General features: G+C 69.8%; 22 protein-coding genes and 1 other RNA gene. 22 read left to right on the top strand and 1 reads right to left on the bottom strand.

Translation table 11 applies throughout. The features are described from left to right. The first annotated feature begins 137 nt into the window (after positions 1-137). The 17 genes from MOQ72_RS40505 (at position 138) to MOQ72_RS40425 (ending at position 17,252) form a co-directional block, all read left to right on the top strand. Entirely contained in the window at positions 138-1,460 is a 1,323-nt protein-coding gene (locus MOQ72_RS40505; protein ID WP_242191287.1) for an ABC transporter substrate-binding protein, read from the top strand. A gap of 4 nt (positions 1,461-1,464) precedes the next feature. Next, entirely contained in the window at positions 1,465-2,445 is a 981-nt protein-coding gene (locus tag MOQ72_RS40500) for a carbohydrate ABC transporter permease (RefSeq protein WP_242191286.1), read from the top strand. A gap of 1 nt (position 2,446) precedes the next feature. Next, positions 2,447-3,271: a carbohydrate ABC transporter permease gene (locus tag MOQ72_RS40495; RefSeq protein ID WP_242191285.1), complete on the top strand. Its 825-nt coding sequence runs from the start codon at positions 2,447-2,449 to the stop codon at positions 3,269-3,271. 2 nt (positions 3,272-3,273) lie between these two features. Continuing rightward, the gene (locus tag MOQ72_RS40490; protein ID WP_242191284.1) at positions 3,274-4,527 is read left to right on the top strand and encodes a 6-phospho-beta-glucosidase; all 1,254 of its coding nucleotides are present in this window, start codon (positions 3,274-3,276) and stop codon (positions 4,525-4,527) included. Beyond that, positions 4,524-5,519, top strand: coding sequence for an N-acetylglucosamine kinase (locus tag MOQ72_RS40485; RefSeq protein ID WP_242191283.1), 996 nt, complete (start codon positions 4,524-4,526; stop codon positions 5,517-5,519). The genes MOQ72_RS40490 and MOQ72_RS40485 overlap by 4 nt, the downstream gene beginning before the upstream one ends. Before the next feature lie 15 nt (positions 5,520-5,534). Next, an RNA gene (gene rnpB, locus MOQ72_RS40480) (RNase P RNA component class A) lies at positions 5,535-5,929 on the top strand. A 651-nt stretch (positions 5,930-6,580) separates the two neighbouring features. After that, positions 6,581-6,871 (top strand): hypothetical protein, encoded by a 291-nt coding sequence (locus MOQ72_RS40475; protein ID WP_242191282.1) that lies wholly within the window; start codon positions 6,581-6,583, stop codon positions 6,869-6,871. Between the two features lie 6 nt (positions 6,872-6,877). Then, entirely contained in the window at positions 6,878-7,378 is a 501-nt protein-coding gene (locus MOQ72_RS40470; RefSeq protein ID WP_242191280.1) for a hypothetical protein, read from the top strand. After that, positions 7,353-10,241: an ATP-binding protein gene (locus tag MOQ72_RS40465; protein WP_372495641.1), complete on the top strand. Its 2,889-nt coding sequence runs from the start codon at positions 7,353-7,355 to the stop codon at positions 10,239-10,241. Before MOQ72_RS40470 ends, MOQ72_RS40465 begins: the two co-directional genes overlap by 26 nt. Further along, entirely contained in the window at positions 10,238-12,172 is a 1,935-nt protein-coding gene (locus MOQ72_RS40460) for a hypothetical protein (RefSeq protein WP_242191279.1), read from the top strand. The genes MOQ72_RS40465 and MOQ72_RS40460 overlap by 4 nt, the downstream gene beginning before the upstream one ends. Before the next feature lie 18 nt (positions 12,173-12,190). Continuing rightward, on the top strand, positions 12,191-12,769 hold the full coding sequence (locus tag MOQ72_RS40455) for a hypothetical protein (RefSeq protein WP_242191278.1): 579 nt from the start codon (positions 12,191-12,193) through the stop codon (positions 12,767-12,769). Between the two features lies 1 nt (position 12,770). Further along, on the top strand, positions 12,771-13,784 hold the full coding sequence (locus tag MOQ72_RS40450; RefSeq protein ID WP_242191276.1) for a C40 family peptidase: 1,014 nt from the start codon (positions 12,771-12,773) through the stop codon (positions 13,782-13,784). Positions 13,785-13,830: 46 nt separating this feature from the next. After that, the gene (locus MOQ72_RS40445; RefSeq protein WP_242191275.1) at positions 13,831-14,289 is read left to right on the top strand and encodes a hypothetical protein; all 459 of its coding nucleotides are present in this window, start codon (positions 13,831-13,833) and stop codon (positions 14,287-14,289) included. Between the two features lie 71 nt (positions 14,290-14,360). Further along, on the top strand, positions 14,361-14,546 hold the full coding sequence (locus MOQ72_RS40440; protein WP_242191274.1) for a hypothetical protein: 186 nt from the start codon (positions 14,361-14,363) through the stop codon (positions 14,544-14,546). Between the two features lie 4 nt (positions 14,547-14,550). Then, on the top strand, positions 14,551-16,014 hold the full coding sequence (locus tag MOQ72_RS40435; RefSeq protein WP_242191273.1) for an RNB domain-containing ribonuclease: 1,464 nt from the start codon (positions 14,551-14,553) through the stop codon (positions 16,012-16,014). A gap of 82 nt (positions 16,015-16,096) precedes the next feature. Then, positions 16,097-16,762, top strand: a complete 666-nt coding sequence (gene npdG / locus MOQ72_RS40430) for an NADPH-dependent F420 reductase (protein ID WP_242191288.1) — start codon at positions 16,097-16,099, stop codon at positions 16,760-16,762. Positions 16,763-16,865: 103 nt separating this feature from the next. Continuing rightward, on the top strand, positions 16,866-17,252 hold the full coding sequence (locus MOQ72_RS40425) for a DUF4326 domain-containing protein (protein ID WP_242191272.1): 387 nt from the start codon (positions 16,866-16,868) through the stop codon (positions 17,250-17,252). 246 nt (positions 17,253-17,498) lie between these two features. Here MOQ72_RS40425 and MOQ72_RS40420 read toward each other — a convergent pair whose 3' ends face one another. Further along, positions 17,499-18,245 carry an SDR family NAD(P)-dependent oxidoreductase gene (locus MOQ72_RS40420; RefSeq protein ID WP_242191271.1) on the bottom strand — a complete coding sequence of 249 codons (747 nt, stop codon included), beginning with the start codon at positions 18,243-18,245 and terminating at the stop codon, positions 17,499-17,501. Positions 18,246-18,389: 144 nt separating this feature from the next. Between MOQ72_RS40420 and MOQ72_RS40415 the strand changes: the two genes are divergently transcribed. From MOQ72_RS40415 to MOQ72_RS40395, 5 genes are all read left to right on the top strand, one after another. Beyond that, positions 18,390-19,367 (top strand): glutathione S-transferase family protein, encoded by a 978-nt coding sequence (locus tag MOQ72_RS40415; protein ID WP_242191270.1) that lies wholly within the window; start codon positions 18,390-18,392, stop codon positions 19,365-19,367. A 66-nt stretch (positions 19,368-19,433) separates the two neighbouring features. Further along, positions 19,434-22,544: a tetratricopeptide repeat protein gene (locus MOQ72_RS40410; protein WP_242191269.1), complete on the top strand. Its 3,111-nt coding sequence runs from the start codon at positions 19,434-19,436 to the stop codon at positions 22,542-22,544. Positions 22,545-22,556: 12 nt separating this feature from the next. Continuing rightward, a complete protein-coding gene (locus MOQ72_RS40405; RefSeq protein WP_242191267.1) occupies positions 22,557-23,348 on the top strand; it encodes a zinc ribbon domain-containing protein in 792 nt (263 codons plus the stop codon). Then, entirely contained in the window at positions 23,345-24,607 is a 1,263-nt protein-coding gene (locus tag MOQ72_RS40400; protein WP_242191266.1) for a GlnX family signal transduction membrane protein, read from the top strand. The genes MOQ72_RS40405 and MOQ72_RS40400 overlap by 4 nt, the downstream gene beginning before the upstream one ends. Next, positions 24,604-25,944 (top strand): ABC transporter substrate-binding protein, encoded by a 1,341-nt coding sequence (locus MOQ72_RS40395; protein WP_242191265.1) that lies wholly within the window; start codon positions 24,604-24,606, stop codon positions 25,942-25,944. The genes MOQ72_RS40400 and MOQ72_RS40395 overlap by 4 nt, the downstream gene beginning before the upstream one ends. Positions 25,945-26,081 lie beyond the last annotated feature (137 nt).

Here is a 26,081-nt window from a genome sequence, read left to right as displayed (position 1 = left end):
CCCCCCCCCCCCCCCCCCCGCGCGGCGCCCCCCCCCCCCCCCCCCCCCCCCCCCGCGGGGGGGGGGGGGCCCCCCCACCCCCCCCCCCCCCCCGGCCCCCCCCCCCCCCCCCCACGTCCCGCCCTCGGAGTGGGCGAGTGCGGCGGTGGGGAGTGGCAGCGGGTTTGGCGGTGGGCGCGCTGGTCGCCGCGTCCTGCACCGCGGGCTCCACATCGGACGGTCCGCAGCCCGCGCCGGGCCCCGACGAGCCCGTCACCATCACGGTTTCCAGCCAGTTCACCGACCGCGAGCTGGACGTGCTGAACCGGGTGCTGGACGGCTTCCACGCCAAGCACCCGAACATCACCATCAACAGCCAGGGCAACCAGGACGACGACAAGATCACCCAGGCCATCCGCGGCGGCAACCCGCCAGACGTGGCGATCTCAGCGGAAACGGTCAACCTCGGCCAGTTCTGCTCCAGCGGCGCGTGGCAGGACCTCGGGCCCTACCTCCAGCGCGACCAGGTCGACCTGAACCAGATCCCGGAAGTGGTGCAGAACTACACGCAGTTCCAGGGCAAGCGCTGCGCGATGCCGCTGCTGGCCGACGTGTACGGCCTGTTCTACAACACCGACGCCTTCGCACGGGCCGGTCTCACCGCACCACCGAAGACCATGTCCGAGCTGACCGAGATGGCCAAGCGGCTCACCGAGTTCAACCCGGACGGCTCGATCAAGGTCGCCGGGTTCCTCCCGGTGCTGGGTTCGCAGGCCAACCACCCGTGGAACTGGGCGCCGCACTTCGGCGCGCAGTGGACGGACGCGCAGGGCAAGTCGGTGCTCGGCCAGGACCCGGCCTGGCAGGAGATGTTCCGCTGGCAGAAGGAACTGGTCGACTTCTACGGCTGGGACAGGCTGGTGCAGTTCACCTCGGGGCTGGGTCAGCAGTACTCCGCGGACAACGCCTTCCAGCAGGGCAAGATCGCGATGATGATCGACGGCGAGTACCGCACCGGGTTCATCGAGGACGAGGCGTCGAACCTGCGCTTCGGCACCGCGCCGTTCCCGGTCGCCGACGCCAAGCCCGAGCTCTACGGAACCGGATTCGTCACCGGCACCATCATCGGCATCCCCCGCGGTGCCGAGAACGCCGGTGCCGCCTGGGAACTGGTCCGCTACTTGACCACCGACACGAACGCACTGGTGGAACTCGCCAACGGCCTGAAGAACGTGCCGACCACCAAGGCGGCGTTGCAGGATGCGCGACTGGAACGCACCGAGCAGTACCAAACCTTCCTGGACCTCTTCGACAACCCGCAGCTGGTGCCGAGCCCACCGAGTCCGAACGGCAGCGCAGCCATGAAGTCCACGGAGGACTTCGCGGTGAAGTGGCAGAGCGGGCAGGTCGCCGATCTCGGCGGGGCGTTGCGGGAGCTGGACGCCCAGATCGACGCGGCCAAGGCGCTGGGCGGCGGCTGAGGCCATGACGGCGACGTTGGAACGGACGCGGCCGGGGAGAGCGACCCCGGCCCGCGCCCGCACGGCGCACCGGCGCCGCCTGCGGGTGCTCGGGTTCATGGCGCCCTGGATCATCGGGTTCAGCTGTTTCTTCGCCTACCCGTTGCTGGCCACCGCGTACTTCTCGTTCACCGGCTACGACCTGCTGAGCCCGCCGCAGTGGGTCGGGCTGCGCAACTACGCGTACCTGCTCTTCGGTGACCCGGTGGTGCGCGTCGCCGCGGTGAACACGCTGTGGCTGGTCGTGGTCCTCACCGTGCTGCGCGTGGTGTTCGCGCTCGGCGTCGCTGCGGTGCTCGCCCGGTTGCGCAGCGGCGTCGGCCTGGTCCGCACGCTGTGCTACCTGCCCGCGCTCGCCCCGCCGGTGGCGGCCACCCTGGCGTTCACCTTCCTGTTCAACCCCGGCACCGGACCGGTGAACGCGCTGCTCGGACTGCTGGGCATCGACGGTCCGCTGTGGTTCAACGATCCGGCGTGGGCCAAACCCGCCCTGACCCTGCTGACGTTGTGGGACAGCGGCGAACTGATGATCATCCTGTTGGCCGCGCTGCTGGACGTGCCCAGGGATCTGCACGAGGCGGCGGCGCTGGACGGCGCCGGGGCGGTCGGGCGCTTCTGGCACGTCACGATCCCGTCGATCGCCCCGGTGCTGCTGTTCGGCGTGGTCAACTCGATCATCTTCGCGCTGCAGTACTTCACCCAGGCGGTGGTGGCGGGCTCGGTGGCCTCCGGTCAGGCCGAAGTGGTGGGCAGCAGCAAGGTGCTCGGCTACCCGGACAACGCGACGCTGACCTTCCCGGCCTGGCTCTACCAGCAGGGATTCCACTACTACAACATGGGCTACGCCGCCGCGATGGCCCTGGTGCTGTTCCTGTTCTCAATCGGCTTCACCGTGTTGCTCATCCGCCGGATGCGCGGCGGCACCAACGCCGAGGAGGTGGGCTGACATGTCGCACGGCCGGTTGTACTGGGTGGCGGTGCACAGCATCGGCATCGCGCTCGGCGTGATGTTCCTGCTGCCGCTGGTGTTCGTGTTCCTCACCGCCACGATGTCCGATCAGCAGGCGCTGACCGCGAACCTGTGGCCGCAGGAATGGCATTGGGAGAACTTCGGCGAGGTCTTCGCCGAAGCCCCGATGCTGCGCTACTTCGCCAACAGCCTGCTGTACTCCGGGTTGGCCACCGCGTTCATGCTGATCTCCAGCATCCCGGTGGCCTACGCGCTGGCGAAGCTGCGCTGGCGGGGCCGCAGCGCGGCGTTCGTGCTGGTGATCGCGGCGATGATGCTGCCGCCGCAGGTCACCGCGGTGCCGTTGTACATCGTGTGGACCCGGTTCGACCTCACCGGCACGCTCTGGCCGCTGATCATCCCGCACCTGTTCGGCGACGCGTTCAGCATCTTCCTGCTGCGGCAGTTCTTCCTGACCATCCCGCAGTCCTACGTGGACGCCGCGAAGGTGGACGGCTGCTCGGAGTTCACCACGATGCTGCGCATCGTGCTGCCGATGGCCCGGCCGGGCATCGCCGCGGCGGCGATGTTCTGCTTCTTCTACACCTGGAACGACTTCTTCGGCCCGCTGCTGTACGCCGGGGAGAACCAGCGGTCCTGGACGTTGTCGGTCGGACTGGCGTCGTTCCGCGGCATGCACCACGTGGAGTGGAACCTGACGATGGCCGCGACCGTGCTGGTGATGTTGCCGGTCATCGTGCTGTTCCTGGTCGCGCAACGCGCCTTCGTCCGCGGCATCACGTTCACCGGAGTCAAGGGGTAGCGATGAAACTGGCGGTGGTGGGCGGCGGTTCCACCTACACACCCGAACTCATCGACGGTCTGGCCACCCGGTCCGACCCGGCCATCGACGAGATCGTGCTGGTCGACCCGGATGCGCAGCGGCTGGCGGTGGTCGCCGGGTTCTGCCGTCGGCTGCTGCGCAGCGCCGGTCATCCGGCGCGGTTGCGCACCACGTCGGATGTCGTGGCCGCGGCCACCGGGGCGTCGGCCGTGCTGCTGCAACTGCGGGTGGGCGGTCAGCGGGCCAGGTACGGCGACGAGACGTTTCCGCTGGACTGCGGCTGCATCGGCCAGGAGACGACCGGCGCGGGCGGGCTGGCCAAGGCGCTGCGGACCGTGCCGGTGGTGCTCGACATCGCCGAGCGCGTGCGGGCCGTCGCACCGCAGGCGTGGATCGTGAACTTCACCAACCCGGTCGGCATCGTCACCCGAGCGCTGCTCGACGCCGGGCACCGCGCGGTCGGCCTGTGCAACGTCGCGATCACCTTCAGCCGCTGGATCGCGCAGCTGCTCGACGTCGAGCCGGAGTCCGTCCGACTGGAGCACACCGGCCTGAACCACCTCACCTGGGTGCGCGGCGTGCGGGTCGGCGGTCGTGACGTCCTGCCGGAACTGCTCGCGTCGCACGCCGACGAACTAGCCGACCACATCGGCCTGCCGCCGGGTCTGTTGCGGCGGTTGGGGATGGTGCCGTCGTACTACCTGAAGTACTTCTACGCCCACGACGAAGTGCTTGCCAAACAACGCAATTCCCCGCCCCGCGCGGCCGTGGTGGCAGATGTCGAACGCGACCTGCTCAAGCGGTACGCCGACCCCTCGGTCACGACCAAGCCGCAAGAGCTGACGCAGCGCGGTGGGGCTTACTACTCGGAGGCGGCGGTGCAGCTCGTCCACGCCCTGACGGCAGGCGGTCCCCAGGAGCACGTGGTGAACGTGCGAAACGGCGGCACCCTGCCGTTCCTGCCGGACGACATGGTCGTCGAGACCAACTCCACTGTGGATTCCTCGGGAGCCCGGCCGCTGCCGGTCCGTCCGGTGGAACCCGCCCTGGCCGGCCTGATCGGCCACGTCGCGGGCTACGAGCAGCTGGCCCTGGATGCCGCGTTGCGCGGCGGCCGGGATCGGGTCGCCGACGCCCTGCTCGCGCATCCGCTGATCGGCCAGCACGCGGTCGCCGACCAACTGGCCGATGAACTCGTCCAGCGCAACGCCGCGTTCCTGCCGTGGGTCCGATGACGCCCGCCGTGCTGGCCATCGACGGCGGCAACAGCAAGACCGACGTGCTGCTCGTCGCCACCGACGGTTCGGTGCTGGCGTCCGTGCGCGGACCAGGTGCGTCACCGCAGCACGTCGGCGTGCAGCGGTGCTTGGACGCCCTCGCCGACCTGGCTGCGGAGGCCACCAGCCGAGCCGGGCTGCCAGTCGGGCCGCCGTTCGCAGTGCACACCTCGGCCTGCCTGGCTGGTGCCGACCTGCCGCGCGAGGAGCACGAACTCCGCCGGGCGATGCGACAGCGCGGCTGGTCGACGTCGGTGACCGTGGACAACGACACCTTCGCGCTGCTGCGGGCCGGGACCGACGACGGCATCGGAGTCGCGGTGGTCTGCGGCGCCGGTATCAACAGCGTCGGAGTCGCACCCGGTGGCCGGACCTCCCGGTTCCCGGCGCTGGGCCGGATCTCCGGCGACTGGGGTGGTGGGTCGTTCCTCGGCCAGGAAGCCCTGTGGTGGGCGGTGCGCGCCGAGGACGGCCGGGGCGCACCGACCGCACTGCTGCCCGCGGTGCTGGCCCACTTCGGGGCGCGCAGCACCGCGGAGATCATCGAGGCACTGCACTTCGGCGAGCTGCCCGCGACCGCGGTGCACGAGCTGTGCCCGGTGTTGTTCGAGGTGGCCGAGGACGGCGACACGATCGCCACCGAACTGGTCGATCGACTCGCCGAAGAGATCGGACTGCTGGCCACGGTGACCTTGCGTCGACTGGAGTTGCACGACGCTCCGACGACTGTGGTCCTGGGCGGCGGAGTGCTCACCGGGGCCGGGCGGCGGCTCCTACCGGACATCCGGCGGCGTTGCGCGAAGGTCGCGCCCGAGGTCGACGTCCGCATCGTCGAGGCGCCGCCGGTGATCGGCGCGGGGCTGCTCGGACTGGACCGGATCGGTGCCGAGCCGGCTGCGCTGCGGCGGCTGACCGGGGCTGATCCTCGTCCGGTCGAGCTGCGCGGCTAAACTGGACGGTGCGGATGAGTCGGCTGGGTGACCGCGGCGGGAGTCATCCCGTCGAGGAAAGTCCGGACTCCTCAGAGCAGGGTGGTTGCCAACGGCAACCCGGGGCGACCCGCGGGACAGTGCCACAGAGAACAGACCGCCCGGCGGTATCCGCCGGGTAAGGGTGAAACGGTGGTGTAAGAGACCACCAGCACCTCGGGTGACCGGGGTGGCTCGGCAAACCCCACCCGGAGCAAGGCCAAGAGGACGCCGGTCCGGTGTCTGCGCGGACGTTCGAGGGTGGCTCGCCCGAGGTCCGCGGGTAGGCCGCACGAGCCTGTCGGCGACGGCAGGCCCAGATGGATGGTCACCGATCGGGAGCGCCGCAAGGCCCCCGGGAACAGAATCCGGCTTACAGGCCGACTCATCCGCCTTGCACCGGTCCCAGCGGCGGTTTCGCGCGAAATCGTCCCTTCGCCACATCTGATTGCGCCGATCGGTCCAATACGCGGGTTTGCGGAGCGGGTGAGATTCCGCGGCATTTCGGTATTCGCATGAATGACTCCGATCGACCGTGGTGGATCGTCCAAAGTGGGCGGCCCCGTTGGGCCGATCGGGTCGGTTGTCCGAGCGGGGCCGCCCTGGGCGGAACCCGGTGCCGTGCAACCGCTACCCTGAATCAGCGCCAAGATCACCTTCCGTTCCGGTCCGGCCGCGCGAGGTCACCTCCGCGTGATCCGGTCGGGTGCATCATGGTGCGATGTGCGGAAATCCACTGGTTCACCGAGTCATGCACGGTGCGTCACGAAGGGGCTCGCAAGCGGGTGAACAGCCACGAGATTCCAGACCAAAATCGGCCCGGTGAGCGCGTTTTCCCCAGCGGTACGCCGAAAGTGGCATGCCCGAACAGCCTATTCACGGCGTGACGGCGACGGCTGTGCGACAGCGTTTCCGCCACTCCCGAACTCGCAACCACTACTTCAGGTCACCATGTCATGTTCTACTCGTACCTGTGTGTCGGGACGCGCCCGACACGCTGAGGTACCGGCCCGACGACACTCCGCGCACTCAGGGGTAAAGAGATGACCGCCATGCCACTGGAAACACTGGCGCAACTGGACATACTGGCGCAGGCAGAGGTCGGCACCGCTGGTATCCGGACCTGGATTCTCGAAAACCTGCTGCCGCTGCTCCTGCTGACCGTCGCGGTCCTGTTGCTGTGGCTGGGCGGCGGCAAGGGCGACAACGCGGGCGTCATGCGGCGCGTTGGCGGGGTGATCGTGGCGCTCGCGATCATCGGTTTGGCCGTGAACGGGGCTGGCGTGAACATCGGCACGTTCATCGCTGGCCTGTTCAGCAGCAGCGGCGGGTGATCTGCCGTGCGAATACGGACCGACGACGAGATCTACCGGGTCGACGCGGTCTGGCTGGGGCGGCCCAAGGCGACGTTCCCGTGGCGGGCCCGCTACGTCGCCTGGGGAGTGGGAATCGTGGTGTTCCTGCTCGTGCTCGCCGTGGAACGCCGGATGAACATCGGTTTCAGCTTCTTCTCCACCGCGTGGGCGGTGGTCATCACGATCGCGGTAACTCGGATCATCTGCTCGCGCATCGGCCACGAACGCCCGCTGGGTGCGGTAATGGTGATGTGGCTGCGCGAACTCACCGCGCCCAGGGAGAAGACGTCCGGTACGGGAGGAGCCGCCAGTGCAGCTCGGATCAGGGTGAGGGCGCAGCGCCCCCGGCCGAAGAAGCCCAGGCGTGGCCGCTCCCAGCGGCAACAGCGGTCCGGCCGGTCCAGGCAGCCGGTGGCCCGCACGGTTCCCAGCAGGCCCGCGCGTAGCAAGGAGGTTCGCGGTGTTCGGTCGCCGGCGAGGCCGTGAGCGCAACACGCACCAAGTTCCGGGTCCCCCCCGCGGTTCGAACGGCAAGGTCCGCAACGCCAAGAGCAAGCCGAGCAAACGCGGCCGGGGACTCGGCGACGAGCAGTCGATTCCGAGCTACACGCCGTCGATCGCCGCGCGGTCCATCGACGGCCACTTGGTGCGCACCGGCCAGGACGTGTTCGCCTGGTACCGGCTTTCCCCCCAGCGCTGGTCCTTCCGCTCCGATTCGCAGCGCCAGGACCTGATCGCCGCGATCGCTGGCCAGTACGCCGAACTGCAGGGGCGCTGGATGCACCTGCGGGTGACCAACCGGCCCTACCCGATCCGGATGTGGGCCGAGGCGCACGTGCACAACGCGCGCAACGCGATGCCGGACGCGCCCGGCGCGCTGAGCTTCGACGACTACATGGTCGGCGAGCAGCAGCAGCTGATGGGCCGTTCCATGGCGGAGAAAGAGGTCTACCTGGGTGTCCAGGTGCAGACCCGCAACGTGGTGGACCGGGCCGTCGAGCGCGCCGCGCCGCTGCTGCGCCGGGTGTTCCCGGAGGCGGTGGACGCCGAACTCGTCGCGCTGGACAGCGAGATCGAGCACCTGGACCAGGTGATCGGTTCGGCCGGGCTGGACGGCCGACCGGTGACCGCCGGGGAGATCTCCTGGCTGATGCACCGCTCGTGCTCGCTGGGTCTGCCCGCGCCGCGCAACCTGCCCGCGGTGCCCGGCGCGCCGTGGGAGCCCGAGGACCTCGCGTCCTTCACCGATGCCTCCGACATGCACCAGGACCCGTATTCGCCGACCGTGACGGTGCGCGGGCGCACCGGCTCGAACGCGGGCGTCACCCGGCACGTGGCGGTGCTCACCGTCGGGCAGACGCACGGTCTGCAGATCCCGGAGATCGACGACCCGTGGATGCAGCACTCCGACCGGCTGCCCGCGCCGGTGGAGTGGTCGGCGCGGATCTACGTGCGACGCCCCGAGGACGTCGGCGGCGAGTTGCAGCGGCAGATGAACAAGGTGCGCTCCCAGGTGCGGCACTACACCGAGGAGCACGGCTTGGAGCCGCCCACCTCGCTGGCCCGGCAGGCCGGTCGGGTGCTGGAGGTCGACGACGAGATGACCTCCGGGTTCACCGCGTTGGCGACTCGGGTCAAATCCTGGTGGCGGCTGGCGGTTTCCGGCCCCACCGAACGGGACGCGCTGCGGTTGGCGCAGCAGATCCTCGACCTGTACAAGCCGAAGATCGCCATCGAACACCCCGAAGCGCAGTACGCGATGGCCCGCGAGTTCATCCCCGGTGAGCCGCTGGCCAACAGCGCCTACCTGCGGCGAGGCTCGGTGGTGTGGGCGGCTTCGGCGGTGCCGCAGGCGACCGCGGAGGTCGGCGACCGGCGCGGCATCCTGCTCGGCGAGACCTGCACCGCGACCCGGCGGCCAGTGGCCTGGGACCCGTGGATGGCGCAGGAGGTCCGGGACGCCTCCGGTCTGACCGCGATGGTCGCCGGGCTCGGCGGCGGGAAAAGCTTTTTGGGTGGCGGCACTGTCTACAAGACGTTGAGGGCGGGGGCGCACTGGACGCTGCTGGACCCCTCCGGTCCGCTCGCCGAGCTGTGCAACCTGCCGGAGCTGCGGCCGTACGCCCGGCCGATCAACCTGCTCAACGCGCAGCCCGGCATCCTCAACCCGTACCGGGTGGTCGCCGAGCCGGAGTTGGAGCACTTTGTCGATGAGGACGACCCGGAGCGCAGCTGGCGGCGGGAACGCGCGCTGGCCGCGGCCACCCGCCGTCGTTTGGTGCTCGACGTGCTCACCGGCCTGCTGCCCTACGAAGTGGCGCGGTTGCCGCAGACCCGGATCGTGCTGCTGCGCGCGGTCCGCGCCGTCGGCGGTCGGCCGGACGCCCACCCCGGCATGGTCTTCGAGGCGCTGCGCCGCGACGCGAGCGAACACCACGAGCACGCGGTGGTGGTGGCCGACTTCCTGGACGAGATCAGGGAGCGGATGTCGCTGCTGATCCCGGAGATCAACGCCGACCCGTACTCCGAGCGCCGCGAAGACCGGCTCACGGTGCTGACCATGGCCGGGTTGACGCTGCCCAAGGACGGGGTCGGCCGGGAGCACTGGACCGACGCCGAAGCGCTCGGCGTCGAAATGCTGAACCTGGCGGCCTGGTTGACGCAGCGGTCGATCTACGAGCGGCCCAAGAACGAGCGCAAGGGCGTGTGGATCGACGAGGCGTTCTTCCTATCCGAGGTGCCGACCGGCCGGGTGCTGATGAACCGGTTCGCCCGCGACTCGCGGAAGTGGAACGTGCGAGTGCTGCTGTCCAGCCAGATCCCAGCGGACTTCCTGCGCATCCAGGGCTTCGTGTCGTTGCTGGACTCGGTGTTCATCGGTCGGCTGGACGACGAGCAGGCGCAGGCCGACGCGCTGCGGCTGCTCAAGGTGCCGGTCGGTGCCGGGTACGAGCAGGTGGTCGCGGCGTTGGGGCGTCGACCGGGTCCGGCCCGCAACAACACCGAGCGGGACCGCTCGCCGCGGCAGTTCATCTTCGGCGACGGTGCTGGCGGGGTGGAGAAGATCCGCATCGACTTCTCCGGCCCGCACCTGGAACACCTGCGCAACGCGCTGGACACCACCCCGGCCGCCGAGGACAACGTCGAACGCCGGGCCCTGCGACCGGCCGACGACGGTGCCAACTCCGACTCCAGCGCCCCCGCGCTGCGCTCGGCCGAGGAGTATCCGGACGATTTCGAGTCGTTCGACGAGTTCGAGCTGGAAACCGTCGGCATCGGCTACAACGATGACGGCAGCGAGCGCTCGACCCGCCGCCAGGGCGAGCGGGGTGGGGAAGACGCCCGGTGAGCGCCGCCGCCCTGCTGGTGACCGCCCTGGCCGCGGTGGTCGTCGCGGCGCTGCTCCGGCGGCGCCGGAAGGTTCGTGAGCGCGTAACCGGGCTCCAACCCGGTTACGCGCTCACGACCCCCAGACGCCGCGCGTTCGTGCTGGTCGCCGGGCTGCTGGCGATCCAGGCGCTGATCGGTGCGCCCGCGTGGGGGCAGGGCTTCGACTGCAAGGAAGCGCCGAACCCCGAACGCCCAGGTTCGGGCATGGTCGGCGCGATCGATCCGGCACCGATGGGCGTCGGGAACCCGGGCAGCGCCTACGACGAGGTCGGCTACGCCGGGCTGGTCTGGCACACGTACGACCTCGGCTGCGGGCCGCAGGGCGTGACCAACCCCAACGCGCTGGTCGACACCTGGCTCGGCAATGAGCTGTTCAACATCGCCAAGAACCTGGTCGGCGCGACCAACGGCCTGCATTACGCGCTGCTCAACGGCGATTTGATGGACCCGCTGGACGACGTCATCGCCACCGGCACCGTGGCGCTCTACGACAGCGTTTTCACCCCGTGGTTCGGGCTGGTCGCGCTGGTGCTGGCGATCGTGCTGTTCCGCTACATCTGGTCGGGCGACCTGGCCGCCATCGGCAAGCGCGGTATGTGGGCGCTGGCCGGTCTCTGGTTCGCCTCCGCGACCTACCTGACTCCGCTGGTCTACACGCACGCGCTGGACGACGTGGTGATCACCGGTACGTCGGCGGTGCAGGCCGGGTTCCTGCGGGAGGTCGGCGTCGATGAGAGCAATGCGCTGCCGACGCTGCTGCACGACCAGGTCGTCTACCGCAACTGGCTGCGCGGTGAGTTCGGTTCGCCCGACTCGCCGCAGGCCCAGCAGCTCGGCCGGGAGCTGCTGCGCGCGCAGGCGTGGACCAAGCAGGAGGCCAACGCCGGGGCCGATGCTGGTTCGCCGGAGCCGAAGAAGCAGGCGTTCGAGGACGTCGCCGGGAAGATGGGCAGCTCCTACGGCTACTTCCAGGGCATCGACGGCAGTCGCGTCGGCGCCGGGACGCTGGCGCTGGTGCAGGGTTTCTCCTACGCCTCGTTCCAACTGCTCGCCAAGGCCACCATCCTCCTCGCGCAGGTGTTGCTGCGGGTGCTGATCCTGGCCGGACCGCTGATCGGCCTGATCGCGCTGCTCTACCACCAGGTGCTGCGCACCGTCGGCCGGGTGGCCGGTGCCGCGGTGCTCAACGTGGTGATGATCTCGGCGATGGCCGGTCTGCACACCCTCATCCTGACCTGGATCTTCGACCCGCTGCGCGGCTTCTCGGCGCTGACCCAGATCCTGCTGGCCGCCCTGGTGACGATCGTGTTCCTGCTGGTCGGCAGGCCGATCCGGCGGATGGGGCAGATGGTCGAGCTGTCGGTGGGCACCGTCGGTCGCGCGGTCCCGCGTGCGCCCCAGGGCCTGTTCTCCCGGTTCCGCGGTCGCCGACCCCAGTCCGAGGAAGGCGGCGACTTCTGGGACCAGGTGCGCGGCATGGATTCCGACGAGGAGTACGCCGAGCCGCAACGAGGTCGTCGGCGCAGCCGACCCGAGGCGCAGCACCCGTCGGTCGCGGCGACCGCGCAGCGGTTGGACCGCGACGTGTCGGTCGCGGCGCCAGGCGCGGCGCTGCCCGGCGGAGCCGCGGTGCGGCGACCGGGCGGCGCGCAGGCGCTGCCGGAGGCGCGCAGCACGAGTCGAGTGGTCGATACCAACCCGGTGGCGGATGCCAAATGGGACGGAATGGACGAAGATCCGGTGCTGATCCCGTCTCGCGCGGCGGGTTCCCCGGTCCCCGGCCCGCCCGAGCCGCCGGGCCCGCGCCGCGCGGAGATGGAGGTCGTGGCAGGCCGTCCGGTCTACGTGATCTACCGCCCCTCCCGGGGGCTGGAAGTAGCCGATGGCTGAGCGGAAGAGAGGTAGCTGATGCCGATCCGGACGCACCGCGGGCGGGCTGCGGTGTACCGCAGGTTGTGGGGCTGGCCGTTGCGGTCGCCCAAGCACCTGGTCGCCGCGGTGATCGTGTTCGCCGTGGTGGCGACGGCAATCGGCTTCCTGCTGCCCGAACCGCCACCGAGCACCAACGTCGCTGCCTCGCGCAGCACCACTGCCACCGAGCACTCGGCTGTGGTGCCGCCGACCCGGACCAAGTCACCGCCGACGATTTCGGTTCCGCAGGCCGCGCCGACGCCGGTCGCCCCGGACCCGGCCGGACTGGCCGTGGTCGAGGAGTGGGGCAAGGCGTGGGTGGATCATCCGGTGGGCTCCGACCGGCAGCGTTGGCTGGACAAGCTGCGCCCGCACACCACCGACGAGTTCATGACCGAGATGGCGTCGGTGGACCCGAGCAACGCGGGCAACGTGATCACCGGCGCGGTGACCGCCGTCAACTCCACCGCGGGCTCGATGGTGGTGCGTTTACCGACCGACATCGGTGTGCTCGTGGTCACCGTGAACAAGACTCCGGCCGGTTGGCGCGTGGCCCAGTACGACAAGGAGGGCTGACATGCGGAAACTCGTGGTTGCGTTCGTCGTGCTCGCGGGTTTCGCAGGTCTTATCGGCGTCGGGGCGCTGACCGCTCTGCTGGCCGGCAGCGGTGGGCGCGCGGGCTGGTCGGACTGCAGCGCCGACCTCGGCCCGTGGGGCGATGGCGCGGGCCGCGGTGAGCACGACGCGGCGACGCTCACCGACGAGTCGGTCGGCATCGTCAAGCGGATCATCGAGATCGGCCAGCAGCGCGGCATGCCGCCGCGGGCCTGGCAGATCGCGATCCAGGCGGGCAAGACCGAATCGAACCTGGCCAACGTGTTCCACGGCGACCGGGACTCGCTGGGGATCTTCCAGATGCGGCCGTCGATGGGCTGGGGCACCGTGCAGCAGGTCACCGACGTGGACTACCAGATCAACAAGTTCTACGACGTGCTGCTGGCGGTGCCCGGCTGGGAGGAGATGCGGCCCGGTGACGCCGCCCAGCGGGTGGAGCGGTCGGCGTTCCCGCTGCGCTACCACAAGTGGGAGCCGATGGCCGCGCACCTGGTGAGCGTGGAGGGCGACGTCGAGGGCGTCAGCGCCTGCGGGAACCTGCCCGGCGCGAGCGTGCTGGCCGAACAGGCGATCAAGTACGCCCAGAGCCAGCTCGGCAAGCCGTACGTGTGGGGCGCGGCCGGGCCGGACGCGTTCGACTGCTCGGGGTTGACGCAGCAGGCGTGGCGGGCCGCCGGAGTGGAGATCCCGAAGTACTCGCAGACGCAGTTCTTCCAGGGTGGCGTGCACGTCCCGCTGTCCCAGGCACAGCCGGGCGACCTGGTCTTCTGGGGCTACGGCCGGGACCCGAACGGCATTCACCACGTGGCGATGTACCTGGGGGACAACGAGGTCCTGCACGCCCCGCAACCAGGCGAGTCCGTCGAGGTGGAAAAGCTGTGGGACGGCGGCGAACTGCTGCCCACAGTGGTGCGCCCGGCCGCCGACACGCCGCCGCCTGGCGCCGCGGCTCCCGCCGCCGGGCCCCAGCGGTAGGTAAGAATGGCGGCGGCCTGCTGACCTTCGGAAAGGGTTGTTGATCATGTTCACGCCAGACCCGATTCCGCGGCCGTCCGGTCCGCCCGCGTCCAGCACGCCGCTCGGGGACTACCTGACCCGCGCCCGACCGGGCGTGGACGGTGGTTACGCGGTGTTGCCCCGGTCGTTGGCCGAGGCCATGCCGCTGCCGTGGCAGCAGCAGATGAGCCACCTGCTCGCCGAGTTCCACCAGGCGTTCGGACACCTGCAGTGGCCGGTGTACCGAGTGGTGCCGTCCCGCTACGAGCGGCTGGTGGACCTCGACGACGACCAGTTGGCGGAGGTCGGCTGCACGGTGGAGGTGGGCGACAACGGCGACCTGGAGTACCGGATGCGCGACGGGCGCCGGATCGACAACCCGGAGACCCACCAGGTGCTGGTGTCCTGTCTGGACCCGATCCCGCGGCAGGATCCGGGCGGCCCGCAACCGACGCCTGCCGCGCCCCCGCCACCGGCCTGGTGACCGTTCGGACATCTCGGTCGTGTCGCGGCTTGGTGCGTGACAGGTGCACGTAGTCGTGCGAGGCTCGAAGCATGGGCGGCGGAAGTTGGTACTTCTGTTTGAAGCATCGGCAGGTCGAGCCGAAGGCGGGCTGCCGGGCTGCTGAGCGCTTGGGGCCCTACCCGGACCGGGAGACCGCGGCGCGCGCCCTGGAGATAGCCGAGGAGCGGACCAAGGCGGCCGACGAGGCGGACCGACGCTGGAACAGCGAGGACTGAGCTCGTGGCGGCGGCGGGAATTCCACCGGGTGGCACCGGAGCTGCCGCCGCTTTACGTTCCGGCCGGGCCAGGCCGGAACTGGGTTGGGACTTCTCGGCGATCCGCACCGAACTGGGGTTGCCCGTCGACTACCCGACCGCTGCGCTGGCCGAGGTGGAGCAGACCGTCGCGCAGCCGGTGCTCAACGGCGCGCGGGTGGACGCCACCGACTTGCCGCTGGTCACAGTGGATCCGCCGGGGGCCAAGGACCTCGACCAAGCGGTGCTGGTGCGGCGTCGGCGCAACGGATTCCGGATCGATTACGCGATCGCCGATGTCGCTGCGTTCGTAGTGCCCGGTGGTGCGCTGGACGTCGAGGCGCGGCGACGCGGGCAAACCCTGTACCTGCCGGACGGCAACGTTCCGCTGCACCCGGCGCGGCTGTCCGAAGACGCCGCGAGCCTGCTGCCAGACCAGGTGCGCGCCGCCGTGCTGTGGACGATCGATCTGGATTCCGATGGGCTGCCGGTGCGCGTCGACGTCCGGCGGGCCCTGGTGCGATCGGTGGCGCAGCTGGACTACGACGGGGTGCAGCGCTCGCTCCAGCTCGGTGTTGCGCACCCGTCGATCGAGCTGTTGCCGGTGGTCGGGCGGCTGCGCCGGGAGCAGGCGGTGCTGCGCGGCGCGATCGAGCTCGGACTGCCGGAACAGCAGGTGGAGTCCGACGGCCGCGGCGGGTGGCGGTTGGTGCTGCGGCCCCGGTTGGTAGTCGAGGCGTGGAACGCGGAGATTTCGCTGCTCACCGGGATGTGCGCGGCCGAGATGATGTTGTCCGCCGGGATCGGCGTGCTGCGCACGGTGCCTGATCCGGAGCCGGAGACGGTGGCCGGGCTGCGCCGCTCGGCGGCCCGGCTCGGCGTGCACTGGCCACCGGACACCCCGCCTGCCGCCGCGCTCGCGGGGCTCGACCCGATCCAGCCGGAGGCATTGGCCGTGCATGTGGCGGCCACCCGTTTACTACGTGGCGCTGGCTACACGGCCTTCGGTGACGGCGCGCCTGCGAAGGCCAACCACGCGGGCATCGGCGCCTCGTACGCGCACGTGACTGCGCCGCTGCGCCGACTGGTCGACCGCTACAGCGCCGAGGTGTGCCTGGCGGTGGCGTCGGACCGGGAAGTACCCGAGTGGGTGCACGAGGCGCTGGCCGCGTTGCCCTCGGCGATGGGCAGTTCGGACCGGGTGGCCGGGCAGGTGGAGCGGGCCTGCATCGCGCAGGCGCAGGCGTGGTCGCTGGCCTCGCGGGTGGGCGAGGAGTTCCGCGCGACCGTGCTGCGCGTGCCCAACGGCTCGGCCGGTGAGGTGTTCGTGGCCGATCCGCCGGTCATCGCCCGCTGCACCGGTACCGGGCTCGGCGAGGGCCAGCAGGTCTGGGTGCGGCTGGTCGAGGCCGACCCGGTGCGCCGCGACGTCGCGTTCGAAGTGGCCTGAAGCACACCCCGCACTGGTGGCGATTTCGCCGCTTCGGGTCGATCGTGGTGTTCGATGCTTGATCGTGGTGAAAGGGGCCGGGGTGGCTGACGTGCGGGAGATGACCGTCGGAGTGCTGGGTGGCACCGGGGCGCAGGGTCGTGGGCTGGCGATCCGGTGGGCGAAGGCCGGCCTGAAGGTCGTGATCGGCTCGCGCCGCGCCGAACGTGCCCAGCAGGCGGCGGAGGAGATCGTCGAGATCGCGGGCGGCGACGTCACCGGCCAGGACAACGCCGGGTGCGCCGCGGCGTCGGACATCGTGCTGGCCGCGCTGCCCTGGGAAGGACATGCCGAGACGCTGAAGTCCCTGGCGGCGGAGCTGACGGGAAAGATCGTGATCGACTGCGTCAACCCGTTGGGCTTCGACAAGAAGGGGCCGTACCCGCTGTCGGTCCCCGAAGGCAGCGCGGCGCAGCAGGCCGAGCAGTTGCTGCCGGAGTCGCGGGTGACGGCGGCGTTCCACCACGTCTCGGCGGTGACCCTGGCCGACCTCGCGGTCGGCCACGTCGACCTGGACGTCCTGGTGCTCGGCGACGACCGCGAGGCCACCGACGTGGTCCGCGAGCTGGCCGACGTGATTCCTGGAGTGCGCGGCATCTACGGTGGTCGCCTGCGCAACGCCCACCAGGTGGAGGCGTTGACGGCGAACCTGATCGCGATCAACCGCCGCTACAAGGCCCACGCGGGGCTGCGCATCACCGACGTCTGACCACACCGGCAAGCGCTGCCGAATCATCCGGGTGACCGGACATTTCGCGCGAAATTGTCACCGGGCTCGGGTAGCGGCACCCTGATCGGCGGGGGTGGTCTCGGTGCTGCCGGAGGAAGCGAGTTGCTGGAGCGATGACGAGCGGGAGCGGGCGGACGCCCTGCTCGACGGCCACACCATCGTGGTCAACGTCCGCAAGGGCGGCCCGCACAAGCACCTGGTGCCGTGGCTGGTGGAAGCGGGCCTGTTGACCTACGTCGGACACGCCGGTCCCCGGCACTCCTGGTCGGAGTCGGAGTTCGCCAACCCGTTCCTGACCGAAGCCAAGACCGACCGCGAGGCGATGGTCCGGCATTACGAGCTGTGGTTGGACGAGCAGCCCCACCTGCTGGCCAAGCTGCGCGAGGGTGAGCTGGCGGGGCGGGCACTCGGCTGCTGGTGCGCGCCCAAGCCCTGCCACGCCGACGTCCTCGCCAAGCGAGCTGGCTGACAGCCGCAGTCGTGGCTGCGAAGGGCCGTGGGTGGGGAAAACCGCGCCCACCCGGTTTTGGCCACACGCCGGTGGGGTGGGGCGGGGGGGGATGACAATACCGCGCGGGGGCCCCCCGGCCCCCGCCCAGCCCCCCCAGGGGCGGGGGGCCCCCCCGCGGGGGGGGGGGGGGGGCGGGGCGGGCCCCCACCCCCCCCCCCCCCCCGGCCCCCCCCCCCCACGACTGTGCGATGCGGCTGCGGCTGATCACATTCCGGCGCGGCGGCCGCCGTCCACCGTCCATGCCGCCCCAGTGACGTAGGAAGCCTTGGGGGACAACAGGAATGCGGCGACCGCGCCCAGTTCTGCCGGGTCGCCGACGCGGCGCAGCGCCGCAGCGTTGATGGATTTCTCCCGCGCGGCCGGATTCTTGGCAGCGAGTTCGAGGGCGCGTTCGGTTTCGAAGGTGCCCGGCAGCAGCGCGTTGATCCGGACGCCGCGCGACCCGATCTCGTTGGCCAGGTCCTTGACGAAGCCCTGCGTCGCGGGCCGGGCCACGTTCGAGCTGGCCAGCCCGGTCAGCGGCTGCGCGCCGGAGGTGGAGGTCAGCACCACGATCGAACCGCCCTCGCCGAGTTCGGCGGCCACCTCGCGGGCGATCCGGATGGGGGCGATCGCGGCGATCTCCAGGCCGCGGCGCAGCGTGTCGTCATCGAGCTCGCTGGCCACCCCGGCGGGCGGACCGCCGTGGCTGACGAACAGCCCGTCCAACCGCCCGAACTGCTCGCGCGCGTAGTCGATCAGTCGGCGCGGCGTGCCGGGGTCGGTGAGATCAGCGGCGAGTCCGCGAGCGTTGTCGCCCAGCGCGGCGACCGCGGCGGCGGTGTTGTCCTCCGACGAGGAAGAGACGACGACATTGGCGCCTTCGTCGACCAGCGCGCGGGCGGTGGCGAAGCCGAGCCCTTTGCTGGCACCGGTGACGAGAAAGCAGCGACCAGACAGATCCAGATCCATGCCCGGCACCCTAATCCGCGCTGCCCCGGACCCGAAACATTCCATCATGCGGAACCCGCGGGCTTGAATCCTGTCTTCGAAAACTCCACCACCCCGCATCTCGGGATTTCGCGTGCGGCATCGGGAGTCACTAGGCTTCGGGGCATGGCCAAGGCGCAGTTCGGGGCGGAGACCTCGCAGCGGGGCGAGTGGGTGCGGCAGGCGAACCGGTTTACCGATCGGATCACCGCGGACGGTTCGTCCGGGTGGCCGGTGCAGCCGGGCCGGTACCGGTTGGTGGTGAGCCTGGCCTGCCCGTGGGCGCACCGCTCGGTGATCGTGCGCCGCCTGCTCGGGCTGGAGGACGTGCTGTCGCTGGGGATCGTCGATCCGATCCGCGACGAGCGCGGCTGGCGCTTCACCCTCGACCCGCAGGGGCAGGACCCGGTGACCGGGATTTCCTTCCTGTCCGAGGCGTACCTGGCCGCCGACCCGGATTTCACCGGCCGCTTCACGGTTCCCGCGGTGCTGGACGCCGCCGAGCGCAAGGTGGTCACCAACGACTACCCGCAGCTGACCCTCGACCTGTCCACGGAATGGGCGCAGTACCACCGGGATGGCGCCCCGCAGCTGTATCCCGAACACCTGCGCGCGGAGATCGATGAGGTCAACGCGGTGGTGTACGCGGATGTCAACAACGGTGTCTACCGCTGCGGTTTCGCCACTTCGCAGCAAGCCTACGAGGCGGCCTTCGAGCAGCTCTTCGCCCGCCTGGACTGGCTTTCCGAGCGCTTGGCCGATCGGCGCTACCTGGTGGGCGACACGATCACCGAGGCCGACGTCCGGTTGTTCACCACGCTGGTCCGCTTCGACGCCGTGTACCACGGCCACTTCAAGTGCAACCGCCAGAAACTGTCGGAGCTGCCCGTGCTGTGGGCATATGCCAGGGATCTGTTCCAGACACCGGGTTTCGGCGACACGGTCGACTTCGACCACATCAAGCGCCATTACTACGCGACCCACCACCAGATCAACCCGACGGGCATAGTCCCAGCGGGCCCGGACCTGTCGGGCTGGCGAACCCCGCACGGCCGGGAAGCCCTGGGTGGTGCGCCGTTCGGCACCGGAACCCCGCCCGTCTAGCCGCCGTTCGGGTGGCGCTGGGTCAATCGCCGGTCTCGGCCCGGACGCCTGGGTAATGTCGATCACATGGTGGTCGAACAACGCGGTTCGACAGCGGATCCGACAACCTGGCAGACCTGGATTTTCTCTTCCGGCGGTCGTTTCCTGGGTTCTGGGGTGCTGCTCGGCGGCAAGTACGTGCTGACCTGCGCGCACGTGGTGTGCGAGGACGGCGAACCGGTCGCCGGGCTGTCGGTGGAGTTTCCCGCGAATCACCGCCAAGTCGCGGCGGCGCCGGTGGAACACGCGTGGTTGCCGCCGAGCACCGACGACCCGAGCGATGTCGCCTTGCTGGAGTTGTCGAAACCGCTGCCCGCGGAGAACTCCGCGACGCTGGCGCTGCTGTCGGACTGGCACCAGAACCCACCGGAGGTTCGGGCCTTGGGCCCGGCCAGCGGTCATTCGAACAACCAGTTGGCCAGGTTGAACCCGATCGGCAAGGGCGGCCCGCAGTCGCAGTGGGTGGAACTGGACGTGCTGGCCGGTTCCGCGGTGGAGGTCGGGTTCAGCGGCGGGGGTGCGATCTGCACCGAAACCGGCTTGATCCTTGGGATCGTGGTCCAGCTCGCGGAGGCCAGCCCGAGGGCGTGGATGATTCCGGTCGAAAGTATCCGCGAATACCTCCCGCAGGTCGCGGAATGGGTCGTCGAACACCCGCGGCTGCGGTTGCAACGGCTGCGGAAGCAGGTCGCCGAGTTGCTCTCCCGCTTGGACGGGACCTGGCACTGGGTCACCAGCGGCGGCCGGTATTCCCGTCGATACCAGCAGCATCTCGTCGGAGAGCAACTCCTGGCGACCGGCCTTCGGTTGTGGGAGGCCACGGCGAGCGCGCGCGATGTGGTCGCGATAGCGGAGCTGGAGCGGATCGTGGCGGGGGCGCGGGTTCTCTACGGCGTCGGTGGTGAAGTGCAGACCGGGGGAGGCCCCGCGCCGCAGCCCGCCGCCGGGCGGATCCGCGACTGCCCGTTCCGGGATTGCCGGGGCCGGATCGAGGAAACGGGCTATTGCGATACCTGCCACCGCCACCCCGATGCCGGGCAGCGTTCGCGCGGCACGGTCCAGGTCGGCGAGGGGAGTTGGCTGTGCGCGGGTCTGGTGCGGCTGCCGAGCCTGGAGTTCCACAACCCGACCGGGCAGTTCGACCGAGCTCCCCGCATGTCCGACGGTGACCGGTGGTGCAAGGACTGCGAAGGCCAACTGGCCCGCGCGGTCGCCGGTCAGCAGCGCTGCACCACGGGTTTCTGCCCGCGGTGCCGGAAGCGCTTCTCGTTCGCACCCCAGTTGCAGCCCCGCGCGGTGGTCGGCGACAAGTACTCGGTGTTGGGGTACCTGGGGCGCGGTGGTTTCGGCTCGATCTACCTCGCCAAGGAGAAGGAGTTCCCGGACGGCGAGCCGGTCGTGATCAAGGCGTTGATCAACCAGCCGGAGGACGAGTCGATGATCCTCGCCGAACGGCACCACCTCACCATGCTCAAGCACGAGAAGCTGGTGCGCGCCTTGGACTTCTTCCGGCATCCCGACGAGTCCGGGAAGCAGCACGGTTACATCGTGATGGAGTACGTCAAGGGCGTCACGCTGGAGGAGATGGGCAAGCTCGCGGAACCGTTGCCCACGAAACCGGGTGGCTCGGCGCCGCCGCGGATCGTGGAGATCATGGCCTACGGCTGCGAAATCCTCGAAGTGTTCGAATACCTGCACGGTCGCGGCCTGCTCTACACCGACATGTCGCCGAGCAACGTGATGCGCGGCGAGACCGGGATCCACATCATCGATCTGGGCAGCGTCCGCGAGCAGGACGACCACCGTCCGTCCACTGTGGTCAACCAGGAGTTCTGCGTTCCGGCCGACGAGGTGAACAGCGGTCTGTCGGTCGGCTCGGACCTGTACGCGGTGGCCCGGACGCTCCAGAAGCTGCAGGAGGAAATCCCGACGCGCACGGAGGACGGCCGCTACCGCTTCAGCATCGAATCGTTCGGGTTCGTGCTGGAACGCGCCCTGCGGGAGGGCGAGGAGAAGGTGCTGCGGTTCGATTCGGCCGCGGAGATGGCCGGTCAACTGGCGGGCGTGCTGCGCGAGATCCTCTCGCTGCACGACTTCGAATCGCGCAACAGGCCGTCGGTTTACTTCGCCTCGGCGACGGAACTGCAGGACAACGGCCTGGGTGCGGCGCCGCCGCTGGCGACGTGGACCGAGGGGTCGGACGGCTTGGCGGACTTCGGTCGACCGCTGCCGAGCCAGTTCGTGAAGAACATGCCCCCGCCGATCATCGATCGGTCGGACGCGCATGCCGCCGAGCTCGCCATGTTCAGCGGCAGCGATCCGGGCGAGTTGCAGAAGTACCGGTCCGTCGAGAGCCGCTTGATGCAGTGCCGCAAGCTGCTGGAGAAGTCCGATGCGACCGGAGCGCAGCAGTGCGTCGAGGAGGCCGAGACCATCGGCGGGTTGACCGCGAAGTGGCGCATCGACTGGCATGCCGGGCTGGTCGCGCTGTTCGAGGCGAAATTCGGTGCGGCGCGGGAGAAGTTCGAAGCCGTGCGCCGCATGCTGCCTGCCGAGGCCGCGCCGAAGATTGCGATCGGGTACTGCCTGGAGAACGTCGACGGCGGATCCGAGGAGGCCGAGACCTACTACGAGACGGTGTGGCGGCGGGACAACGGCCCGGCCAGTGCGGTGTTCGGACTGGCGAGGCTGCACCTCGCCGCCGGGCGGCGCGGTGCAGCGGTGCGTGTGCTGGGCGAGGTGCAGAAGAAGTCCAAGCACTACAGCCGGGCTCAGGTCGCTGCGGTCCGGGCGAGCTTGATCGAGCTCGATTCCGGCGCACCGCCGACCGCACAGGATTTCGCGGATGCGTTGAAACACCTGGAGAACCTGCACAAGGACGACTCGCACCGGTTGAGCGACGACGACTACCACCGGCTGGTGGCGTGGCTGCGGCAGGTCGCTTTCGACTGGTTGGGCGTGCCCGGCAATTCGAGATTGCCGAGCGGCGACGTCCTGGGCAGGGCGCCCAGCCGCGAAACCCTGCTCCCGCTGCTGGAGCGGTCCTTCAGCGCACTTGCCGGGCAGGCGAGCAGCCGCCGCGAGCACGACGTGTTGCTGGACCTGAAGAACCGGCACCGGCCGCTGACCAGATGGTGACGGGAGCAGTGGATGAGCGAGTTGCCGAACGTCGAGCTGGAGATCTGGCAGCAGCCGTACCTGGCCACCAGCGAGGACGAGCTGCGGGCCGGAATGGTCGTGTCCGTCGAGGAGACGTCCGAAGTGGAGCTCGAAATTCGCATCAGACTGCGGCTGGCGGATGAAGTGCTGGAAGTGCGGCGCGTGGACGCCGATCCGGCCGATCTGCTGGCCACTGCGGAACGCAGCGCGGGCAGTGTTGACGTGCCGATCGGCGCCGATTGGAGCGGCTCCCGCCGGTACCAACTCCGGCTGCGGGTCAACGCCGGTCGCAGCCCGCGGGACGAGGACCTGCAAGCTGCGACGGTCAGCATCGTGGCGCGGCCGACCGGGGCTGCGCTGGCCCACCAGGTGAGCCCCGCCCGCGCGATCCGCGTGCACTGGTTCGTCGTCGACGCGGGATCGAAGTCCGGTCGGCCGGTGGCCGAGCCCGATCCGAGCCTTCGCCCGCTGGCCGAGGCGGTGCAGGCGGGCTGCACGGCGTTCCTGGCGGACAACGTCGATGAGGCCAAGCAGCAGTGGCGAGTGGCAGGGGAGTTGGCGCGTCGGCTCGGTGCGAAGGACAGCCTTTGGCGACTCAGCCGGTTGGCCGCGGACCGGCCGGTCGGGCCGCGCGATCTCATCGAGGCGGGCCAGGTGTTCCTGTCCATCGGGCAACCGGACGAGGCGTCGGCGAGGTGTCCGGACTGCGGGCGCATCGCGATGGACTACGACCGGTACTGCGAGCAGTGCGGCACCCGACTGCACCCGGTGGAGCAGCGATGAGCAACTCCGACGGCAGGCCGACCAGCGACACACGAGTGCGGTTGTGGCAGCACTTCACCGTTCTGGTGCTCCTCGTGGTGGTGGCCACCGGTTCGTCGTACTGGTTCTTCCGCAGCGTGCACGACACCGACGTGGCGATCCGGGAGCGCACCGGTCCGATGATCGTCGACGTCTCCATCGCGCAGAAGGCGCTCATGGCCGCCAACATCGCGGCGACCAGGAGTTTCCTGTACGGGCATGCCGGGTTGGCCGGTCCGGGCCAGGAGTACTACAACCAGATGGCGATCGCCGGTCAGAGCCTGGCGCAGGCCGCCGAAGTCAATGCCGTCGGCGCGGCGGGCACCGAAGCGGTGCAGACCGTCAACAGCCTGCTGGCGTCCTATTCGGACGCGATAAGCCAAGCGGCCGCGCATGCCCGTGCTGGCGATGAGGAAATGGCCACCGCAGCGCTTTGGAGCGCAGGACGCCAGCTGCACGACGTGCCCGGCGGAATCATCGAAAGGCTCCACAAGCTGCAGGGAGTTCAGCGCGAGATGCTTCAGGAGCAGGCATGGGTCGCGGCGTTGGTCTCGACCGAGCCGAAGGAGTGGTTGCGGCTGTCGGGCCTGCTGCCACCACCGGGCGTTGTGGTGCTGATCGTGCCGCCGCTGCTGGTTCTGTGCCTGGTTTCGAACGTTGCGCTGCTGCTGGCGCTGGTGGTCGCGCAACGATTCATGCGCCGCCGGTTCCGCCGTCGATTCAACGCCGGGCTGATCGTGGCCACCGGACTCGTGCTGTTGACGATGGTCGGCTGCGGGTATTTGACCTACATCTCCATGCACCGGATCGATGCCGCCCAACGCAGTTTGTTGGCCGTGCTGCCGCCAGATCTGCCGAGATCGGAGGAGCCCTCGGCAGACGATTGGCTTCAGGCGACGCTGCTGGAACCTCCGGAGTTGAAACCCGATCAGCTGCTCGCCCGCGACCGAGAAGCGATCGCTCAGCAGCTGGACAAGATCTGTTCGGTCCACGCCGGAGAATGCGGCGCAACAGCGCAGCGACTCCTGGCGCAAGGCCCTCTTGCGGATCAAGCCACCGAGTACGTCGACACCGGCCCCGACTACACCGAGAGCGATCGGCGCGTCCGCTCGGAATTGGAGGCCGCGACCTTCTGGGGCTGGCTGGAATGGTCGATTCCAAGCGGCGGGCTGGCCATCGCTGGCTGCGCGGTCTGGGGTTTCTGGCGGAGGTTCGACGAGTACAGATTCGGAAGATCATGAGGACGGGCAGGCATGCCGCGCTGCTCGGGGTCGTGCTGGCCCTGTTGGCCACTGCGTGCGCCCCGGTGCAACGAACGACGATCACCGTGCTCGCGTCGTGGACCGGTGCGGAGGAGGAGTCGTTCGCACTCATCCGCGAGCGTTTCGAGGAGAAAACCGGCATCGAGGTCAACTACGAGGGCACCCGTGCGATGGAACAGGTCCTGCAGTCCGGTGTGCAGAAGGGCGAGCCGCCGGATGTCGCGATCCTGCCCAGCGCGGGGGAGTTGAAGGAGTACGTGGACCAGGACCTGGTCTACGAACTGGACCCGGCGAGGGGCTACGAACCTCCGGCCGGGCAGCGCTGGCCGGTGCTTCCGACGCTCGGTCTGGGGGAGACGTACGCGGTCATCGCGAAGGCTGACCTCAAGAGCCTCGTCTGGCACCGTGGCGAGGTGCCGGATCCACCCGAGACCTGGGAAGAGCTGCAGGCGTTGCCCGGCCGGTGGTGCCTCGGGTTGGATGCGCCACCGGTACCCGGCTGGCCGGGCACTGACTGGATCGAGGACATCTTCCTGCAACAGCAGGGCAGCGCCGAATACCAGAAGTGGGCCACCGGTGTTTCGCCCTGGTATTCGGATGAGATGAAACAAGCCTGGCGGACCTGGGAGGAGGTCGTGGCCGACTCGGGGCCGGTTGACCGAGATCCGACCGCGGCGCTGCTCACGGACTTCACCGATGCCGGGCGAGGCATGTTCGCCGATCCCGAGCAGTGCTCGTTCGACCACGCGGCGTCGTTCATCCAAGGCAGCTACGCGACCTACCCCGACGTGGCGGGCGAGAGCGCGACTTTCGACTACTTCCGCTTCCCGAGGTTCGGCCCCCGCCAGGAGCCGCAGATCGTCAGCGCTGACCTGGCAGTGCTGCCGAAGCGGCCAGCGGACGACCTCGGTACCGCGCAGCAGGGCGAACCACGCCCGGAAGCTGAGGAGTTCCTGCACTTCCTGGCCACCGAGGAAGCCCAAGCGATCTGGGCCACTCGCAAAATGGCTGGCAGCAGCGCGTATTCCGTCAACGCCGGGATCGCACCGGAGACCTATCCGGATCAGGTCAGCCAGAAGATCGCGCGAACTCTCACGACGAGCCCGCAACTCTGCTTCGACGCGTCCGACCTGATGCCGCCGGGCCTGCGCAACGCGTTCTACCGAGGTGTGCTGGAGTTCGCCCGCGATCCGAGCCGGTTGGACGAGATCTTGGGAAAGCTGGACCACGTGCAGGCCGAGGCGATGCGCCAAGATCGAAGTCGCGGAGACGGCCCGCTACCGCTCGAATTCCCCTGCGGAGTCCCCGCCGGGTGAATGGGGTGGGGGGGGGGGGGGGGGGGGGGGGGGGGGGGGGGGGGGGGGGGGGGGCGCGGCGGGGGGGGGGGGGGGGGGGGGGGGGGGGGGGGGGGGGGGGGGGGGGGGGGGGGGGGGGGGGGGGGGGCGCGGGGGGG

This window comes from Saccharopolyspora soli (genome assembly GCF_022678645.1).
Classification (GTDB): Bacteria; Actinomycetota; Actinomycetes; order Mycobacteriales; family Pseudonocardiaceae; genus Saccharopolyspora; species Saccharopolyspora soli.
Note: the sequence above shows the minus strand (reverse complement) of the source record. Positions and strands in the feature narration are given on the sequence as shown.

What these genes read in the sequence shown, in the direction of transcription:
- MOQ72_RS40415 (WP_242191270.1), top strand. Translation starts at nt 18,390, where the DNA reads ATGGCCAAGGCGCAGTTCGGGGCGGAGACCTCGCAGCGGGGCGAGTGG.
- MOQ72_RS40495 (WP_242191285.1), top strand. Translation starts at nt 2,447, where the DNA reads ATGTCGCACGGCCGGTTGTACTGGGTGGCGGTGCACAGCATCGGCATC.
- MOQ72_RS40490 (WP_242191284.1), top strand. Translation starts at nt 3,274, where the DNA reads ATGAAACTGGCGGTGGTGGGCGGCGGTTCCACCTACACACCCGAACTC.
- MOQ72_RS40475 (WP_242191282.1), top strand. Translation starts at nt 6,581, where the DNA reads ATGACCGCCATGCCACTGGAAACACTGGCGCAACTGGACATACTGGCG.
- MOQ72_RS40395 (WP_242191265.1), top strand. Translation starts at nt 24,604, where the DNA reads ATGAGGACGGGCAGGCATGCCGCGCTGCTCGGGGTCGTGCTGGCCCTG.
- MOQ72_RS40440 (WP_242191274.1), top strand. Translation starts at nt 14,361, where the DNA reads ATGGGCGGCGGAAGTTGGTACTTCTGTTTGAAGCATCGGCAGGTCGAG.
- MOQ72_RS40420 (WP_242191271.1), bottom strand. Translation starts at nt 18,245, where the DNA reads ATGGATCTGGATCTGTCTGGTCGCTGCTTTCTCGTCACCGGTGCCAGC.
- MOQ72_RS40445 (WP_242191275.1), top strand. Translation starts at nt 13,831, where the DNA reads ATGTTCACGCCAGACCCGATTCCGCGGCCGTCCGGTCCGCCCGCGTCC.
- MOQ72_RS40500 (WP_242191286.1), top strand. Translation starts at nt 1,465, where the DNA reads ATGACGGCGACGTTGGAACGGACGCGGCCGGGGAGAGCGACCCCGGCC.
- MOQ72_RS40450 (WP_242191276.1), top strand. Translation starts at nt 12,771, where the DNA reads ATGCGGAAACTCGTGGTTGCGTTCGTCGTGCTCGCGGGTTTCGCAGGT.
- MOQ72_RS40455 (WP_242191278.1), top strand. Translation starts at nt 12,191, where the DNA reads ATGCCGATCCGGACGCACCGCGGGCGGGCTGCGGTGTACCGCAGGTTG.
- MOQ72_RS40485 (WP_242191283.1), top strand. Translation starts at nt 4,524, where the DNA reads ATGACGCCCGCCGTGCTGGCCATCGACGGCGGCAACAGCAAGACCGAC.
- MOQ72_RS40410 (WP_242191269.1), top strand. Translation starts at nt 19,434, where the DNA reads ATGGTGGTCGAACAACGCGGTTCGACAGCGGATCCGACAACCTGGCAG.
- MOQ72_RS40405 (WP_242191267.1), top strand. Translation starts at nt 22,557, where the DNA reads ATGAGCGAGTTGCCGAACGTCGAGCTGGAGATCTGGCAGCAGCCGTAC.
- MOQ72_RS40400 (WP_242191266.1), top strand. Translation starts at nt 23,345, where the DNA reads ATGAGCAACTCCGACGGCAGGCCGACCAGCGACACACGAGTGCGGTTG.